The following is a 16,200-nucleotide window of genomic DNA, read 5'->3' as shown; positions in this document are numbered from 1 at the left end:
TCTTGGAAAGATCATGGTCAAACAAGAATTCGAGATTTGCTGAGCCGCGCTATTTCGGCCAGCCGCTCCAGCGTGCCCGTTTCTGGCAGCCAGCCCTCCGACACCAGCAGGGAAGGATCGCATATCTGTGTCGCGGTCATGCTGTCCCAGAACGCCCGCCTGCCAAGCACGGCCGCGGCAAGTCGCATCGGGCCGGCCGGTGCGGCGATCAGGCGGCGAGGCCGTCCAAGACCGTTGCGAAAGGCGTCGATGATGGCTGCAATCGAGACCGGCGGCACATCGGCGCCGACATAGACCGGGCGAAGCGACGCTGAATGGCTCAAAAGGTGCGACACGACTCGCGCCGCGGCTTCGGCTGACATCAGCGAGCGGATTCCCGTCAACGCGCCTGTTGGCAGCGGCAAGCTGGTGTCGGCCAGGCGCATCAACGTCGCCAGGTTTCCCTTCATGCCGCTTCCATAGACGGGAGGCAGGCGCAGCACGGCGGCATTGGGACGGCCTTGCGAGGCATAGGCGCCGAGAACCCTGATTTCGCCCTCGCGTTTCGAGCGTCCATAGACGCATTGCGGGGCAGGGGGCGTGTTCTCGTCGATCGTTGCGCTGACGCCAGCGCCGATCACGGCCCGGATCGAGGAGAGCTGAATGAAGCGTCCGCTCACCTGTGCGGCCGCGGCATGCGCCAGCCGCGCGCTCAATTCCACATTGGCCGCCCGATAGTCGGCTTCGGTGGCGTTGCCCTGATCATTGTTGAGGCCCGCGCAATGGACGACATGGGTCATATCCCTGGTGAGTGCCAGGAAAGCCGCTGCCGGCGCATCGAAATTGGGCATGGGCACAGTGTCGTTTCCCGACCCCAGTTTCTCCGGGCGGCGGGAGGCAAGGCGAAGCTCGGCCCCGGCTTCGCGAAGATGGCGTACGACGGCGCGCCCGATGAATCCCGTCGCGCCTGTGACCAGGACTTTCATTGCCTTACCCGGAACAGCTATTGTGTCACTGATGGAAGAGCCTGGTCTTCCGCCAGTGAAACCTGGTGTCCGGAGGCGAGATATGTCCCGCTCACCAGGAAGACCATCAGCACCGAGTCCAGAATGTCGTGCCCGACCAGGATGCCGGTCATCGCGGAAATCAGATAGGTGATCACCAAGACGACGATCATCGTGGCGCCGAAGCGCTCGATCGGATCGATTCTGTTTCGCAGGACCAGGGCGGCATTTCTGGCGGCAACGACAAAGATCGCCGCCAGCGTCACAACGCCCAGGATTCCTGCCTGCACCAGGGCGGTCAGGAAACCATTGTGAAAGTGGCTGAAGCCTAGAGACAGTGCGAACTGATCCTGGAAGCCTTGCTTTATCAAGAGCTGGGTCGCACCGGCCCCATGTCCGAACACTGGCATCTCGCGGAATGCCTTCAGGCCGATCTCCCAAAGGGCAATACGTATTCCCATCGACGTGTCGTAGTCGCCGCGCGCCCCGAGCGCATCCCAGTCGGAACGCAGGAAGTCGAGGCGTTCGGCAATTGTCTGGAAGCCGAAAGCAGCGATCACGATGCCGACCGCCGCCAGTAGCAGCAGCAGGCGAGCGAGGTTCCACCCTCTTAGTCTCTGTTGGTTGATCAGCAGAACGGCGATGCCGGAAATCAGCAGCGCCAGCCAGACAATACGTGTACCGGAATAGACGATGGCCACCGCTCCGCCAAGCGCGGCGCAGATGAGGGCGATCCTGTGTCTCTCGACACCCGACAGGGCGCCAGCCACGCACATCATCACGGCAAGGCAGAGGACTTGAGCGAACACGATCGCATTGCCGGCCCCACCCTCGGCTCTCATCCCAAGCCAATATTGCTGAAAGATCGCCAGCAGCAGGGCTACAAAACAGGCAGCCATGCTGCTGAGCACGATGATGCGGACAAGCGTGGCCTTAGGCGTGATGCTCCAGGTCGAATAGGAGATTGGAAAAAACAGGAAGGTGACGAGCGGGATCAGGTGTGGCGCATCCCGAACGATCGAGTTGTTGACGATGGAGGCGATGAGATTGGCGGCGCAGTAGGCATAGATCGCGACAGTCAGCGCGATCATGGGCCGGTCGACGTTGAAACGCCTTTTCCTGGAGGCAATCAACAGGACGGACCACAGGCCGCCGCCATTGAACACGAAGCTGACCACCGATCCCAGGACCGGTGGAAAAAAGAAGCAAAGAATGGAGAAATAGATATTGACGCGCGAAGGCGTGAGTTGCTGTCTTATGGAGGAAAGCCGGGTCAATTTTCTGGCTCGCTAATCTCTGGAAACCACATACGGCAGATCTTGTTGAGCGAAATCAATGTGCTCGCCTCGAAATTGCCCGCGCCGTATGATGCGTCTTGCCCGCTTTCAGAGGCTGGTATAGCGGCTGGGCTGCCTTTTCGATAGTGCGTCGGGGGCGATTGCCACCGGAAAACGGCAGCTGGCGCCGGGCGATTGGCGAAGGCTTCTGGGAGACCGCCGCCGCGGTCTCTCAAGCAATATTTTTCCCGTCTTTTCCCGGCAATTGACAGTCCGGGCAGAAATTTCCGGGATTTGGCGCAAGTGTGGAAAATTCATTCCCGAACTGACCGGCGCCCGGGCGCGTCTTGCATTGTTCTGGGCGGCGGCGATCTGCTAGAAGGCCCGCTCGAACAGTTTATCCAGAAGCGAGCCTTGAAGCGGGCGCAAAAGCCCGTTGATTTCAGGCAAGTCTTCTGTCGGAAGGCACGAGAGAACGCTCACAGTCCATGACAACAGCGCTTACGCATCTGCAACGGCTTGAAGCCGAGTCCATCCACATATTCCGCGAGGTCGCGGCCGCCTTTGCCAAGCCGGTCATGCTCTACTCGGTCGGCAAGGATTCGTCCGTGCTGATGCATCTGGCGATGAAGGCGTTTTATCCGGCCAAGCCACCCTTTCCCTTCCTCCATGTCGACACGACGTGGAAATTCCGCGAGATGATCGCCTTTCGCGACCAGATGGCGCAGAAACTCGGCTTCGACCTTCTGGTCCACGTCAACGAAGATGGCGTGCGCGACAACATCAATCCGTTTGATCACGGTTCGAACACGCATACCCATGTCATGAAGACCGTGGCCCTGCGCCAGGCGCTCGACAAATACGGTTTTGACGCCGCTTTCGGCGGTGCCCGTCGCGACGAGGAGAAGTCGCGCGCCAAGGAGCGCATCTTCTCCTTCCGCAATGCCCAGCATGTGTGGGACCCGAAGAACCAGCGGCCGGAAATGTGGAAGATATTCAACACCCGCATCGCGTCAGGGGAATCGATCCGCGTGTTTCCGCTGTCGAACTGGACCGAACTCGATATATGGCAGTACATTCTGCAGGAAGACATCCCGATCGTGCCGCTCTATTTCGCCAAGGAACGGCCGGTGGTGGAACGCGACGGCATGCTTATCCTCAGGGATGACGAGCGCATGAAACTGCGCCCCGGCGAAGTAGTGGAGAACCGGCTTGTGCGGTTTCGCACGCTTGGCTGCTATCCGCTGACCGGCGCCATCGAATCGGATGCCGAAACACTGGAAGCCATCGTTGGCGAAATGCTGACCGCGCGCACCTCGGAACGGCAGGGCCGCCTGATCGACCGCGATGAAGCCGGCTCGATGGAAAAGAAGAAGCGCGAGGGGTATTTCTGACCATGCGCCACATCATGGCAAAGAGCCTCGCTCCCAGCGACGGCGTGCGCGACTATCTGGCGGCACAGGAGAAGAAGTCGCTGCTGCGCTTCCTCACCTGCGGTTCCGTTGATGACGGCAAGTCGACGCTGATCGGCCGCCTGCTGTCGGACACCAAGCAGATTTTCGAGGACCAGCTCGCCGCGCTCGAACGCGATTCGCGCAAGCATGGTACCACCGGCGACGACATCGATTTCGCGCTGCTGGTCGACGGCCTCGAGGCCGAGCGCGAGCAAGGCATCACCATCGACGTCGCTTACCGCTTCTTCGCCACGCCAAAGCGCAAGTTCATCGTTGCCGACACGCCCGGCCACGAACAATACACCCGCAACATGGCGACCGGTGCGTCGACCGCCGACCTGGCGATCGTGCTGATCGATGCGCGGCAAGGGGTGTTGCGCCAGACCAGGCGCCATTCGATCATCGCCTCACTGCTCGGCATCCGCCACATCGTGCTGGCCGTCAACAAGATAGACCTCGTCGGGTTCGACCAGGCGGTCTTCGACCGGATCGTTGAAGACTACGGGCAGTTTTCGCGCAGTCTCGGTTTCCAGACCATTGTGCCGATCCCGATGTCGGCACGTTATGGCGACAACGTCACCGGCCGCTCTGACAAGATGCAATGGTATTCCGGCCCGAGCCTGATCGAGCATCTCGAAACCGTGTCGGTCGACGAGGCCGCTGTCGAGTTGCCGTTCCGTTTTCCGGTCCAGTATGTCAACCGTCCCAATCTCGATTTTCGCGGTTTTGCCGGCACGATCGCCTCCGGCTCGGTTGCGCCAGGCGACGAAGTTGTTGTTGCCAAGTCCGGAAAATCCTCGCGCGTCAAGCGGATCGTTTCGCATGGGGGCGACCTTGCCCAGGCGGCAGCCGGGCAGGCCGTCACGCTTGTGCTTGATGATGAGGTCGAGATTTCACGCGGCAACATGCTGGTCTCGCCGGCCGCGCGGCCGCAGGTCGCCGACCAGTTCGCTGCCAACCTCGTCTGGTTCGACGAGCACGCGCTGTTGCCCGGCCGATCCTACATCCTGCGCACCGAGACCGATCAGACCAGCGCCACCGTCACCGACCTGAAATATCGTATTAACGTCAATGACTTTGCCCATGAGGCTGCCAAATCGCTCGAAATGAACGAAGTCGGCATCTGCAACATCTCGACGCGCACGCCGATCGCCTTCGACCCATTTGCTGAGAACCGCACGACCGGCGCCTTTATCCTGATTGACCGCATCAGCAACGCCACGGTCGGGGCCGGCATGATCCTGCACTCGCTGCGCCGGGCTGAAAACATCCACTGGCAGTCGCTCGATGTCGGCAAGCGTGTGCGTGCCGACATGAAGAACCAGCGGCCCGCCGTGTTCTGGTTCACCGGACTGTCGGGCTCGGGCAAGTCGACCATCGCCAACCTGTTCGAAAAGAAGCTGTTCGCCACCGGCCGCCATACCTACATCCTCGACGGCGACAATGTCCGTCACGGTCTCAACCGCGATCTTGGTTTCACCGATGCCGATCGCGTCGAAAACATTCGCCGCGTCGCCGAGGTGGCGCGTTTGATGGCCGATGCTGGCCTGATCGTCATTGTTTCGTTCATTTCGCCGTTCAGCGCCGAGCGGCGCATGGCGCGCGAATTGATGGCCGACGGCGAATTCGTCGAGGTGTTTGTCGATACGCCCTTCGAGGAATGCGCCAGGCGTGACCCGAAGGGCCTCTATGCGCGTGCACTGAACGGCGAGATCAAGAATTTCACCGGTGTGGATTCCCCTTACGAGGTACCGGAAAAGCCGGAAATCCATCTGAAGACGCTCGGCAAATCGGCCGAAGAGATGGTAGATACCCTGGAACACTGGCTGAACGAGCGCGACATTGCCGAAGACCAATACGACAGCGGCGGCGGCATCTGACGACGGGCTGATGCTCGAAATCTTCGAGCGACTGGCTCTGGCGGCCGGACGGGAGGTGATGCGCGTCTTCCACGCAGGCTACGCGGTCGACAGCAAATCCGATTCCTCGCCCGTTACCGAAGCGGACCGCGAGAGCGAGAAGATCATTCTCGCCGGTCTGCGCACTGCATTTCCCGACATTCCGTGCGTGGCTGAGGAAGAAGCGTCCGCAGGCGTCGTGCCACCCGACCTGGACGGGGCTTTCTTTCTGATCGACCCGCTCGACGGCACCAAGGAATTCGTCAACCGTCGCACCGATTTCACAGTCAACATAGCCCTGGTTCGCCATGGCGTGCCGGAAGTCGGCGTCGTCTTTGCGCCTTGCACTGGCCGCTTCTTCTCCGGCCGGCCGGGCAGGGCGGAATCGCTCGAAATCAATGGCGATTACCAGATCGTCGGCCGCCGGCCGATCTCGGTGAGAACGGCCGCAGCGCCGCTGGCCGTTGTTGCCAGCCGCTCGCACAACACACCGGAAACCGAGGCCTACATTCGCGACCTCGGTGCCGCCGAGATCGTCTCGGTCGGTTCGTCCTTAAAATTCTGTCTTCTCGCCAGCGCCGAGGCGGACGTCTATCCGCGCTTCGGCCGCACCATGGAATGGGACACGGCCGCGGGCGACGCCGTGCTGCGCGCTGCCGGCGGCATGACGCGCACGCTGGACGGTCAGCCCCTGGTCTATGGCAAGCGCAGGCAAAGCGATGACGAGGACTTCGCCAATCCGCATTTCATCGCCAGCGGCAGGGTTGCCGGCGCGGCGTGAGACATCTCAAGGCGGAGATGCCTTCGCCTCACTGTTAGGCAACACATTGGACCGCCCGCGATCTCGCACGTGTCGGGCCGCTCTACCTTCGCGGTGGCCGCTGGGGAAGGGGCAGCTCTGAGATCTGGGTTCGCGAAAGCGCTCGCCCCCGGTCGAACGTTTGAGGAGGGAGAGGCTACTGCTACCTTTGGTGAACGCCGAGGCGAATTCGCCCGGACAGCATGAGCGTCCAAGTGCCAATGTTTTGCGCAAGCGGCTTCCGTGGACAGGTTACTGCTGCCCCCAATGCCAAGAGTGCCGATGAAAACTGCACCCCGGCAGCCCAATATTGTCACGCCGCGCGCGTGACGCTATCCAATGAGAGGCAAGTCTGCCTCACCAATTGCCTCGCGCGCAAAATCGGTCAAAGGCGCGGAGAAGCGATCACCCTTGATGTCTGCTTCCTTTAGCGCCAGTCGCGCCGCTAGAGGCGCACCGACGAGAGTCTCGACCTCAGCGAGTGCCTTGGCCGGGTTCGACCCTCCATGCGTCAGCAACAGCGCCACTCTCCCGGGCAGCTTCGGGCGTCCGGCCAGAAATGCCATCAAAGGAGCGGCGGCCCGGCCGGTCCAGACCGGTCCGGCGATCACCATAAGATCGTGGGGCTGTGCCACAACCTGCGCCACATCGATGGACGGCTTGCGCCGCATGACGCTATCCATAGCGCCGCGAAGGAATCCAACAGCGCCGTCATAGTTGCGTTGGCATCTGATCTCGGCAATCTCAGCGCCGAGTATGCCAGCGAGAGCTTGCGCCACCTTCAAAGTGTTGCCGGTGCGTGAATAGACCACGATCACTGTCTGCATCGGCCGATCCTTTCCCGTTCGCGCGGCCGGCCAGGGCCGGCTCCACAACAATAATAATCTCACGAACCTGGCGTGCAGGGATTGACCCCGATCAATGGAGTCGCGGTGGGCCTACCGTGAAATACCTGCCGAATTCGAGATGGGCCCCACATCAGGCCCCGCATACGTAGCTGCCGAGGATGGTCTCAGGCCCGGTATCCAGGAATGGCTATGGCAGGATGTCGCTGTCGGCACGGACTGAATTTGCCCGCAACAAATATTCACACAAACCACGCCCAGGGGTGTGCGTCATTTGTTCCCGTCAATGGGGTCGGGTGATATCCGGCCGGCCGCGCAGCCTTGGTAGCGAACAGACCTGACGCACCGTCGGCGATCCATGCCGCTGTCAGTCTAACTGCCTCCAGCGCATCCGACCAAGAATCGAGCGGAAAGGTAAGCTTGGTCATATCGCGCTTGGCAACAGAACCCCCGCAATCGGTCCGGATGTCCTCAAATGCGCCGACACCGCTCTTGGTGACCTCGGCTCATCGCATCATCTTTGCCGTCATCGCTCGGGCTACAAATTCGCATTACAGAGTTGCGCGCAGTGGCGGGCATCGTCATCGTGGATGGAGCGCCTGAACTCCCCGGACCGCGAGCCCGCAAAGAACGTGCACAAACTTCGTTGGCAGTTTGAGAATGTGCCGATATGCGGCACAACGATGCCTGCAACGTCGGGCCGGAGAGGCGACCTTTCGCAGTTCTGGTCGCAGGAGGACAGTGAACCGTGACGCAGAAGGGAATTACACTCAAAGACGTTGCGGCTGCGGCCAACGTGTCGCGCGCCACGGCCGCGCGAGCGCTCAACAGCTATGGTTACGTTGGCGACGAGACAGCGCTTCGGGTGCTTGAGGCAGCTGAAAGGCTGGGCTATCGGGCCAACCTCGTTGCACAGGCGCTACGAAGCGGGCAGCTGCCCATCGTGGGGTTCGTGCCCGGCGACATCCAGAATCCATTCTTCGCCCGAATCGCGCACGACATCGAGGTGGAGCTGCGCAAGCATCGCCACAATCTTCTGATTGCCAGCAGCGAGGAGAACGTCGAGCAGGAAAAGCAGTTGCTGGAGAGCTTGCGCTCGCTAAGCATTCGCGGCTTCATCTTGGCGCCGACCTCGGCAACAGACAGCCAGCACATCGTGCAGCTCGTGAGCGAGGGCACCCCGGTCGTGCTGATCGATCGCGTCGTCCAGGAACTGCAATGCGACAGCGTTGTCGTCGACAATGAAGGCGGTGCGCGCGAAGCAGTTGATTTTCTCGTTTCCAATGGGCACGAGCGCATCGGCCTGTTGCGCGACGAATCGCGCATATTCACAGCGCAGGAACGCCTCGCCGGATATCAGAATTCGCTCCAATCGCATGGCATCGGGCTCGATGAATCGCTGGTAAGTGTGTCACGTTCGACTGTCGAACATGCTGTCGACGCCACTATCCGCCTGTTCAGCCGCCGCAACCGACCGACAGCGCTTTTCACCGTGGACAGCCTGATGACCCAAGGTGCGCTTCTGGGTCTGCGCTCGATGGGTCTGTCGATCCCAAACGACGTGTCGCTGGTCGGCTTCGATGACTTTAATCTGGCCACGTTCACCGACCCGCAGATAACGGTCGTGGCTCAGCCTATTTCCGAGATCGGTCCGCTCGCCGCCAAATTTCTGCTTGAACGGCTAGCCGGCAAGAAGATAGCGCCGCGCCATATCCGGTTTCCGACTCGCCTGATCGTGCGGGGCTCTGTCGCACAGCTCCCCGGGCGTTGATCGCCCGCAGAATCTTCCCATTTCGACAAATTTCATCGCGGGGGCTTGCCAATCGCGAAAATGCGTGTCCATTATTGCGATGTGAGATCGATCTCACATTCATCGAATTGATCAAAGACTGATTAGTCGGCGCTTCGACGTTTGCGCCTAGGCAGAGGCGGCTCTGCTGCATCCGGTACAAGGAAGAACCACAATGCTGAATTTCGATAAGGACCGATTCATAAGGATCCAGAGTGGGGCCGTTTCCATCGCCCGCGAGGCGCGCTCGCTCATGCGCACGCTGCTTGCGGAGGGCGTCGAACGTCTATTCTTCATGGGTACCGGCGGAGTGCAGCTTCTGACACTTCCCGCGATCGAGCTGGCGAAGCGCTACTCTACCTTTCCGGTGAGCGCTGAGTATCCGGCCCAAGTCGTTCTCGATCCGCCGGCCGGTCTGGACAATAAGGCAGTGGTCGTCATCCCCTCGCTGTCCGGCACCACGAAGGAGGGCGTCGAGCTCATGGCTTTCCTGAAGAACCGAGGCGTGCGCACGATCTCGCTCACCGGCCATTCGGACACGCCGATCGCACGAGAGGCCGACCACAACTTCACGAATTTTGCCGAAGACGACACCTCGTCAGAGTCGTTCTACCTGCAGACGCTGCTGATCGTGCTGGCGCTGCTGGCCGAGCGCGGCGAATATGATGGCTTCGATGCGGCTGTCGCCGAACTCCAGCTCCTGCCCAGCCTGCTCGCCGATGCGAAAGCCGCCTTCGAGGACAAGGCCGCCGAGCTGGCCACCACCATCAAGGACGAGACCTATCACATCTTCACCGGCGCCGGATCGGTGTGGCCGGAGGCCAACTATTACGGCATGTGTATCCTGGAAGAGATGCAGTGGATCCGCACCCGCCCGGTGCACGCCGCGGACTTCTTCCATGGCACGCTTGAACTGGTGGAGCCGGGCGTCAGCGTCATCGTGTTCAAGGGCGAGGATGCGCTCCGCCCGCTGGCGGATCGGGTTGAGAACTTCGCCAAGCGCTACACCGATCGCGTCCGCACACTGGATGCAGCCTCAGTCAGGTTGCCGGGTATCTCGGCTCAGGTTCGCAGCATGATCTCGCCGGTGCTGCTCGCCACGTTGCTCGAGCGGCTGAGCGCGCATCTCGAGGTGCTGCGCAACCACCCGCTGACGACACGTCGCTACTACAAACGCGTTGAATACTGATCCCCTCTCACCTCTGAAGGAGCTGCTTATGAAACGTTCGCTGCAAGTCGTGGCGGTCACAGTGGCCGCGATATCATCATCATTTGGGCTGTCAATGAGCGGCAGTTCCGCGGCTTCACCGGCTGTCGCGGCCGACCCGAACGCCAAGGTGGAATACAGCGGCACGCTGTCGATCCTGACCAAGTTCGGGCTGCAGCAGTTGTCACCCTATTTCGTCAATCTGGCGCAGGACTATGAGAAGCTCCATCCGGGCGTGAAGGTCGAGCTCATTCAGGAGAGCGATGACAGTGTGAAGGGCAAGACGAAGACGCTGGTCGCGTCGAACTCCTTGCCCGACATCTACTTTTCCTGGACGGGCAGCTGGGGTGGCAACTTCGTGCGCGGCAACCGCGCCGTCGACCTGAGCAAGGTGATCGGCCCCGACACCGACTGGGGCAAGACGCTCTCTCCGGCGGCCGTGAAGTCATTCGAATACAACGGCAAGCTCTACGGTATACCGCTCTATCAGGATGCCAAATTCATGGGCTATAACAAGCAGGTCTTCGGCAAGCTCGGCCTCAAGGCGCCGGCCAATTTCGAGGAGCTGCTGACGAGCTGCGATACTATTCGCAAATCGGGTGCGACCCCGATCTCGCTGGGCAACAAGGAAGCTTGGCCGGCAATCCACTATGCGGGCCAACTGTTGGCCTATAATGTGCCGCAGGCGACGCTCGAACGCGACTTCGATCCGGCGACCGCCGAATACAGCGATCCAGGCTATGTCGCGGCGCTCAAGCAGTTCAGTCAGCTTGTCGAGCGCTGCACCGATGGCGCCGGCGTCAACGGCACCTCCTATGCCTCGGCTCTCCAGGCTTTCACCAACGCCCAGTCGGCCATGTACTATCAGGAGATCATCGAATTCGATCAGGCTGCCACGCCGGATTCAGCGCTGAAGCCTGCCGATTTCGGCTTTTTCAAACTGCCCGTGCCCGATGGCGCCAAAGGTGACCCCAAGTCGATCGAGGGCGCGCCAGAGGGCTACATGATCAATGCGGCGTCAAAAAACATTCCGCTCGCGATCGACTTTATGAAGTTCGTGACCTCCAAGGAAAACGCGCAGGTCCTGTCCGCGCCGCCCTATGGCCAGCCGAGCGCCACCATCGGCGGCGCGTCGGAAAAGAACATGAGCGTGGCGGTGGTCGATGGTCTCAAGGAGATCAATGCGGCCTCGTTCCTGATGCCCTGGCTCGATACGGCCAATCCGCCGCGCGTTGCCGCAGTCTGGCTGTCCGGCCTGCAGGCGCTGGCGGGTGGTTCGATGACGCCGGAACAGGTGATGGACGAGGTGCGCAAGACCGCCTCGGCAGCCAAATAACGCTCACAATGGCAAGGGCATCGGACACAATCAGAAGCGGCGCCGTGGTCCACGGCGCTGCTAGATCGCAAAGGCCAAAAACCTTGCAGGCCCGTTTCGGCAGTCTGTTGTCGTTCCGATGGGCGGCAATCGCCTTGGTCCTCATAGGATGGTTTGTCTACTATCCGATCGTCGACAACTTCATCGTCAGCACCACCGACCAGGATATCTATACCGGCGAGGTCACCAATGTCGGCCTCGCCAATTACGACCGGCTCCTGCATGACCCGATCGTGCTGGTCGCGCTGTGGAACAACTGCCTCTACGCCATCATTTCTGTCGTCTTCCAGGTTTTCGGTGCGTTTTTGCTGGCGGCCCTCATCGAGGATCTGAGGAGCGAACGTTGGCGCCGCTTGTGGCGCGCCGTCTACTTCGTGCCTTCCGCCATTTCGATCACCGTGACCGGCCTGCTGTTCTATTTCATCTACCAGCCGCAGATCGGTTTGTTGGATGCGGTTCTCAGTCGCCTCGGTATGGGGCAACTGGTGCAACCTTGGCTCGGCAATGAGCACACTGCCATCTACGCCATTATTGCCATGAGCCAGTGGCAGGGCTTCGGCTACTCGACCCTGCTATTTGCTATCGCGATCCAGAAGATTCCACGCGATCTCTACGACGCGGCCACGATCGACGGAGCCGGCGCGCTGCGCCGCCTGTGGAGTATTACTTTTCCACTGACCCGGGAAATGACCGGGCTGATGATCATCGTCACCATCACCGGGGCGTTCCAGGTGTTCAACGAGGTCATGGTTATGACCGCTGGCGGCCCTAACAACAGCAGCCAGGTTCTGGGCACATGGCTCTATCAGAAGGCCTTCATCGAGGACAATTTCGGCTACGGTGCCGCGATTGCCGCCGTTATCTTCGTTCTGACCATGCTCACCGGCGCGGCACAGCTCTGGTACACGAAGCGCCGCAGGGTGCAGCTATGAGCGCCACGGTTGCCGTTGGGCGGGCCCGGGATGTCAATGTGTGGGCCGTCATCGCCAGGACGTTCCTCTATTCGTTCCTTGTCTGCCTTGGCGTCGTCGTCATCTATCCGCTGATCTGGATGGCGCTTAACGGATTCAAGGACAATGCGCAGATTTTCGGCGATCCCTTCGCCTTGCCTGCTCATTGGTCGTGGGACAACTATATCCAGGCTTGGAACCAGGGTGTTCGGGGCTACGTGACCGTGTCCATCCTGGTGACTGTCGCCTCGGCCATATGCACCGTGCTCATAAGTGCTTGGACGGCGTTTGGGCTGACCCGGACCAAAATGCCGGCAAAACCGTTGGTCATCGCGATCGTGCTCGGCGGATTAATGCTGAGCCCGACTGTGGCGATCATTCCGCTGGTGAAGATGCTGCAGGCGCTCGGCCTCTACAACACCTACTGGGCGCTGATCATTCTCTACACGGCGTTCCGGGTGCCGTTCACCACCTTCCTGATCCGTGCCTACATGCTGGATCTGCCAAGCGATCTCGACGAAGCGGCGACAATGGACGGTGCGAGCGAAGGCCAGATTTTCTGGCGCATCACGCTGCCCCTGTGCCGGCCGATCATCATCTCATGTGTCATCCTGCACGTTCTGTTCGCCTGGAACGAATATCTGTTTGCAATGATCTTCACGAGCGGCAGCGACGTGCAGACACTGCCTGTCGGCCTGACGTCGATCATGGCAACGCACGGGACCAACTATTCCGTGGTGTTCGCCGCCATGACAATCTCGGCCCTTCCCATCGTGATCGTGTTCTTTGCCGCACAGCGCTACTTCATTCGTGGCCTGTCCGAAGGCATCGGTAAGTAGCAATTTCTGAAAGGACCCTTCATGCCGCAGCTTGCTTTTCACCAGCTGATCGGAGCCGATTATTGCCATCTCCGGGTTCTGGCATGACCCAGCCAAAGCTCGTCGCCGTCGGCGACAATTGCCTGGATGCCTACCTCACGAATGGCCTGCTTACTGTCGGCGGCAACGCACTTAACGTGGCAGCGCAATGGCGACGCAATGGCTGGAATGCACGCTATTTTGGCGCCGTCGGCGAGGACCCCGAGGGTGACGTGGTGCTTGCCGAACTCGCAGGAGTAGGTCTGTCTCCCAGTGATGTCGAACGTCGCCCCGGCGACACCGCCGTCACCCTGCTTCGTGACGAATCCGGCGATCGGAAGTTCCTGCATGAATCCTTCGGGGTTGGCGAAGACTACATGCCGCCGCCGGAGCGCTATGCGGTCATAGCCACAGCTGACTGGGTTCATGTCGGCACCAACGCCAACAGGGATCTCGTCCGCCGCCTGGTCGCTGACCATGTGCCGTTCAGCATCGACGTGTCGACGGCGCATCTGGCGCAGCCGCTCGAAGGCGTGCCGCTGCTGTTTGCCTCCGGACCCGTCAACGTCGATGCGCCGGTCGAGCCTTTGCTTAGCGAACTCCGGGCTGCCGGCGCAAGGCAGGTTGTCGTGACTTGCGGACGCCGAGGCTCCTACTTCGACGACGGCAAGGGCGTCCTGCATGCGCCAGCTACTCTGGTCGACGTGGTCGACACATGCGGCGCTGGCGACAGCTTCATCGCGACCTTCCTGACCGCGTTCCACTTCGAAGGCCTGAGGGCAGCAGAAGCGCTGCACATGGCCTCAGTGGCGGCGGCGCAGACCTGTACTCATCTTGGCGGATTTCCCCAGAAGCCACGTCCGATACCAGAGTGGTTGCCGGCCAAATACGCCAGCATCATCACCGATGCGCAGGGAGCCTGACGTGACGACACTTCGTTTGCGACAGCCGGCGGCAGCGCTTCCGTCCGACCGTTCGTTCTGGCTGCAGGACATTGGCGCGGTCGCGGTGACCGAGCCTTTACAAGGCAGTGAGCGTGCCGAGGTGGTGATCGTCGGCGGCGGCTATACAGGCCTGTGGACGGCGCTGCGCATCCGTGAGCTTGCTCCGCAAACGCGGGTCATCGTGCTTGAAGCTGACCTTTGCGGTTCAGGAGCCTCGGGCCGCAATGGTGGCCAAGTCCATTCCTGGTTCGCCGAACTCGACCAGATCAGCGCCGTCGTTGGTCTCGAAGAGGCACGCCAACTCTGCGCCGACACAGTCGCGTCGATCGCCGAATTGAAGGCGCTGCAACGAGACGGGATGATCGACATGGATTTGCGGCTGGACGGTTGGCTGTGGACCGCGAGCTCGATTGCCCAGGAAGGTGCATGGGAGCGCGCCGTTGCCATGACGGCGGCCGTGGGCGAGAACCGTTTCAGACCGCTGACGGCCGAGGACATCAAACACCGCACCGGTTCGTCGGCATCCTATGTCGGCGTCTTGGAGACCAGTGCCGGCACGGTCCATCCAGCCAAGCTGGCGATCGGCTTGCGTGACCTGGCATTGGCACGCGGCATTGTCGTCCATGAGCGCAGCCCGGTCCTCGACATCGAAACGGGCAGGGCGTGCACCCTGCGGACGGCGCGGGGCACAGTGCAGGCCGAGAAGGTCGTACTCGCCGCGAATGCTTGGCTTTCGGCACTGCCGGAACTGCGGCGCCATCTCTATGTCGTCGATAGCGAGGTGATCGCCACTGCTGCCGTGCCAGAACTGCTCGACAGCATTGGCTGGCGTGACGGTGCCGCGATCTGCGATTCGCAGGCCCAGGTCCTCTATTACCAGCGCACCGCCACGGGCAGGGTGGTCTTCGGCCGCGGAAGCGGCAACGTGGCGTTCGCCGGAAATGTCGGCGCCAGCTTCAATCGCAGCGCCGAGCATGGTCGTGACAATGTGCGGGAGCTGCACAGAGTCTATCCAGCGCTGCGTGGCGTGCCAGTCGAGTATGACTGGTCAGGTCCCATCGACTGTGTGCCTGAACACGTTCCGGTCTTCGATCACCTGCGCGGCCATCCCAACATCTTCTACGGCATGGGCTTCAACGGAACCGGCATCGCGCAGACGCCTATTGGTGGGCGGATCCTGGCCAGCCTGGTGCTGGAGCGAAAGGATCGCTGGAGCGCCAGCGGCCTGGTTGGCATCGAACGCCGGATGTCGCTGCCGCCCGAGCCGTTCCGCTATCTTGGCGCCAAGCTTGTCCGCGGTGCGGTGCGTCGCAAGAACGAGGCCGAGATCCGCAACCGCAAACCGGGCCGGATCACCAACCTGCTGGCCGGACTGAAGCCGGGCCACCACAGGAAATAGGCTTTGTTGAGCACCTTGCCCATCGTCACGCAATCGAGGAGAGCATAATGGCCGAACTGACCCTCAAGCAAATCAGGAAGTCCTACGGCAATCTGAACATTCTCCACGGCATCGACCTCGATATAAAGTCGGGCGAATTCATCGTCTTCGTCGGCCCGTCCGGTTGCGGCAAGTCGACCTTGCTGCGGTCGATCGCCGGGCTCGAGGAAATCACTTCCGGTGAGCTCAAGATCGCCGGCGAGGTGGTGAACGACGTGCCGCCGTCGAAGCGGGGCATCGCCATGGTGTTCCAGTCCTATGCGCTTTATCCGCACATGACCGTCTACGACAACATGGCGTTCTCGATGAAGATCGGCAAGGAAAGCAAGGCCGAGATCGACAAGCGGGTGCGGCAGGCCGCGGAAATCCTGCAGCTGACCAAAT

General features: G+C 61.0%; 14 protein-coding genes. 11 read left to right on the top strand and 3 right to left on the bottom strand.

What is annotated here, in order from left to right:
* Positions 1-17 precede the first annotated feature (17 nt).
* Together BLS48_RS22215 and BLS48_RS22210 are read right to left on the bottom strand one after the other, a co-directional pair.
* A complete protein-coding gene (locus BLS48_RS22215; RefSeq protein ID WP_091582165.1) occupies positions 18-965 on the bottom strand; it encodes an NAD-dependent epimerase/dehydratase family protein in 948 nt (315 codons plus the stop codon).
* A gap of 17 nt (positions 966-982) precedes the next feature.
* Entirely contained in the window at positions 983-2,260 is a 1,278-nt protein-coding gene (locus BLS48_RS22210) for an O-antigen ligase family protein (RefSeq protein ID WP_091582163.1), read from the bottom strand.
* Positions 2,261-2,748: 488 nt separating this feature from the next.
* Here BLS48_RS22210 and cysD point away from each other — a divergent pair, with 488 nt between their 5' ends.
* The 3 genes from cysD to cysQ are packed head-to-tail and all read left to right on the top strand — an operon-like array spanning position 2,749 to position 6,393.
* Complete coding sequence (cysD, locus tag BLS48_RS22205; protein WP_091582160.1) at positions 2,749-3,654, top strand: sulfate adenylyltransferase subunit CysD; 906 nt, start codon at positions 2,749-2,751, stop codon at positions 3,652-3,654.
* 2 nt (positions 3,655-3,656) lie between these two features.
* The gene (cysN, locus tag BLS48_RS22200) at positions 3,657-5,594 is read left to right on the top strand and encodes a sulfate adenylyltransferase subunit CysN (RefSeq protein ID WP_167365194.1); all 1,938 of its coding nucleotides are present in this window, start codon (positions 3,657-3,659) and stop codon (positions 5,592-5,594) included.
* Positions 5,595-5,604: 10 nt separating this feature from the next.
* Positions 5,605-6,393: a 3'(2'),5'-bisphosphate nucleotidase CysQ gene (gene cysQ, locus BLS48_RS22195; protein WP_167365205.1), complete on the top strand. Its 789-nt coding sequence runs from the start codon at positions 5,605-5,607 to the stop codon at positions 6,391-6,393.
* Between the two features lie 350 nt (positions 6,394-6,743).
* Here cysQ and BLS48_RS22190 read toward each other — a convergent pair whose 3' ends face one another.
* A complete protein-coding gene (locus BLS48_RS22190; protein WP_091582152.1) occupies positions 6,744-7,238 on the bottom strand; it encodes a flavodoxin family protein in 495 nt (164 codons plus the stop codon).
* Between the two features lie 766 nt (positions 7,239-8,004).
* Here BLS48_RS22190 and BLS48_RS22185 point away from each other — a divergent pair.
* The 8 genes from BLS48_RS22185 to BLS48_RS22150 all read left to right on the top strand — a co-directional run.
* Positions 8,005-9,027 (top strand): LacI family DNA-binding transcriptional regulator, encoded by a 1,023-nt coding sequence (locus tag BLS48_RS22185; protein WP_091582150.1) that lies wholly within the window; start codon positions 8,005-8,007, stop codon positions 9,025-9,027.
* Positions 9,028-9,220: 193 nt separating this feature from the next.
* A complete protein-coding gene (locus BLS48_RS22180) occupies positions 9,221-10,234 on the top strand; it encodes an SIS domain-containing protein (RefSeq protein ID WP_091582147.1) in 1,014 nt (337 codons plus the stop codon).
* A gap of 94 nt (positions 10,235-10,328) precedes the next feature.
* Complete coding sequence (locus BLS48_RS22175) at positions 10,329-11,588, top strand: ABC transporter substrate-binding protein (protein ID WP_244529763.1); 1,260 nt, start codon at positions 10,329-10,331, stop codon at positions 11,586-11,588.
* 83 nt (positions 11,589-11,671) lie between these two features.
* The gene (locus BLS48_RS22170; protein WP_244529761.1) at positions 11,672-12,559 is read left to right on the top strand and encodes a carbohydrate ABC transporter permease; all 888 of its coding nucleotides are present in this window, start codon (positions 11,672-11,674) and stop codon (positions 12,557-12,559) included.
* Entirely contained in the window at positions 12,556-13,416 is an 861-nt protein-coding gene (locus tag BLS48_RS22165) for a carbohydrate ABC transporter permease (RefSeq protein WP_091582139.1), read from the top strand. The genes BLS48_RS22170 and BLS48_RS22165 overlap by 4 nt, the downstream gene beginning before the upstream one ends.
* A gap of 83 nt (positions 13,417-13,499) precedes the next feature.
* The gene (locus BLS48_RS22160) at positions 13,500-14,357 is read left to right on the top strand and encodes a PfkB family carbohydrate kinase (protein WP_091582136.1); all 858 of its coding nucleotides are present in this window, start codon (positions 13,500-13,502) and stop codon (positions 14,355-14,357) included.
* Position 14,358: 1 nt separating this feature from the next.
* Positions 14,359-15,777 carry an NAD(P)/FAD-dependent oxidoreductase gene (locus BLS48_RS22155; RefSeq protein WP_091582497.1) on the top strand — a complete coding sequence of 473 codons (1,419 nt, stop codon included), beginning with the start codon at positions 14,359-14,361 and terminating at the stop codon, positions 15,775-15,777.
* 47 nt (positions 15,778-15,824) lie between these two features.
* Positions 15,825-16,200: ABC transporter ATP-binding protein (locus tag BLS48_RS22150; protein WP_143019464.1), on the top strand; the 376-nt coding region annotated here is incomplete at its 3' end.

The sequence above is a fragment of the Mesorhizobium qingshengii genome, from assembly GCF_900103325.1.
GTDB classification, from domain to species: domain Bacteria; phylum Pseudomonadota; class Alphaproteobacteria; order Rhizobiales; family Rhizobiaceae; genus Mesorhizobium; species Mesorhizobium qingshengii.
The sequence above is the reverse complement of the archived record's forward strand: the minus strand, read 5'-3'. Positions and strand labels throughout refer to the sequence as shown.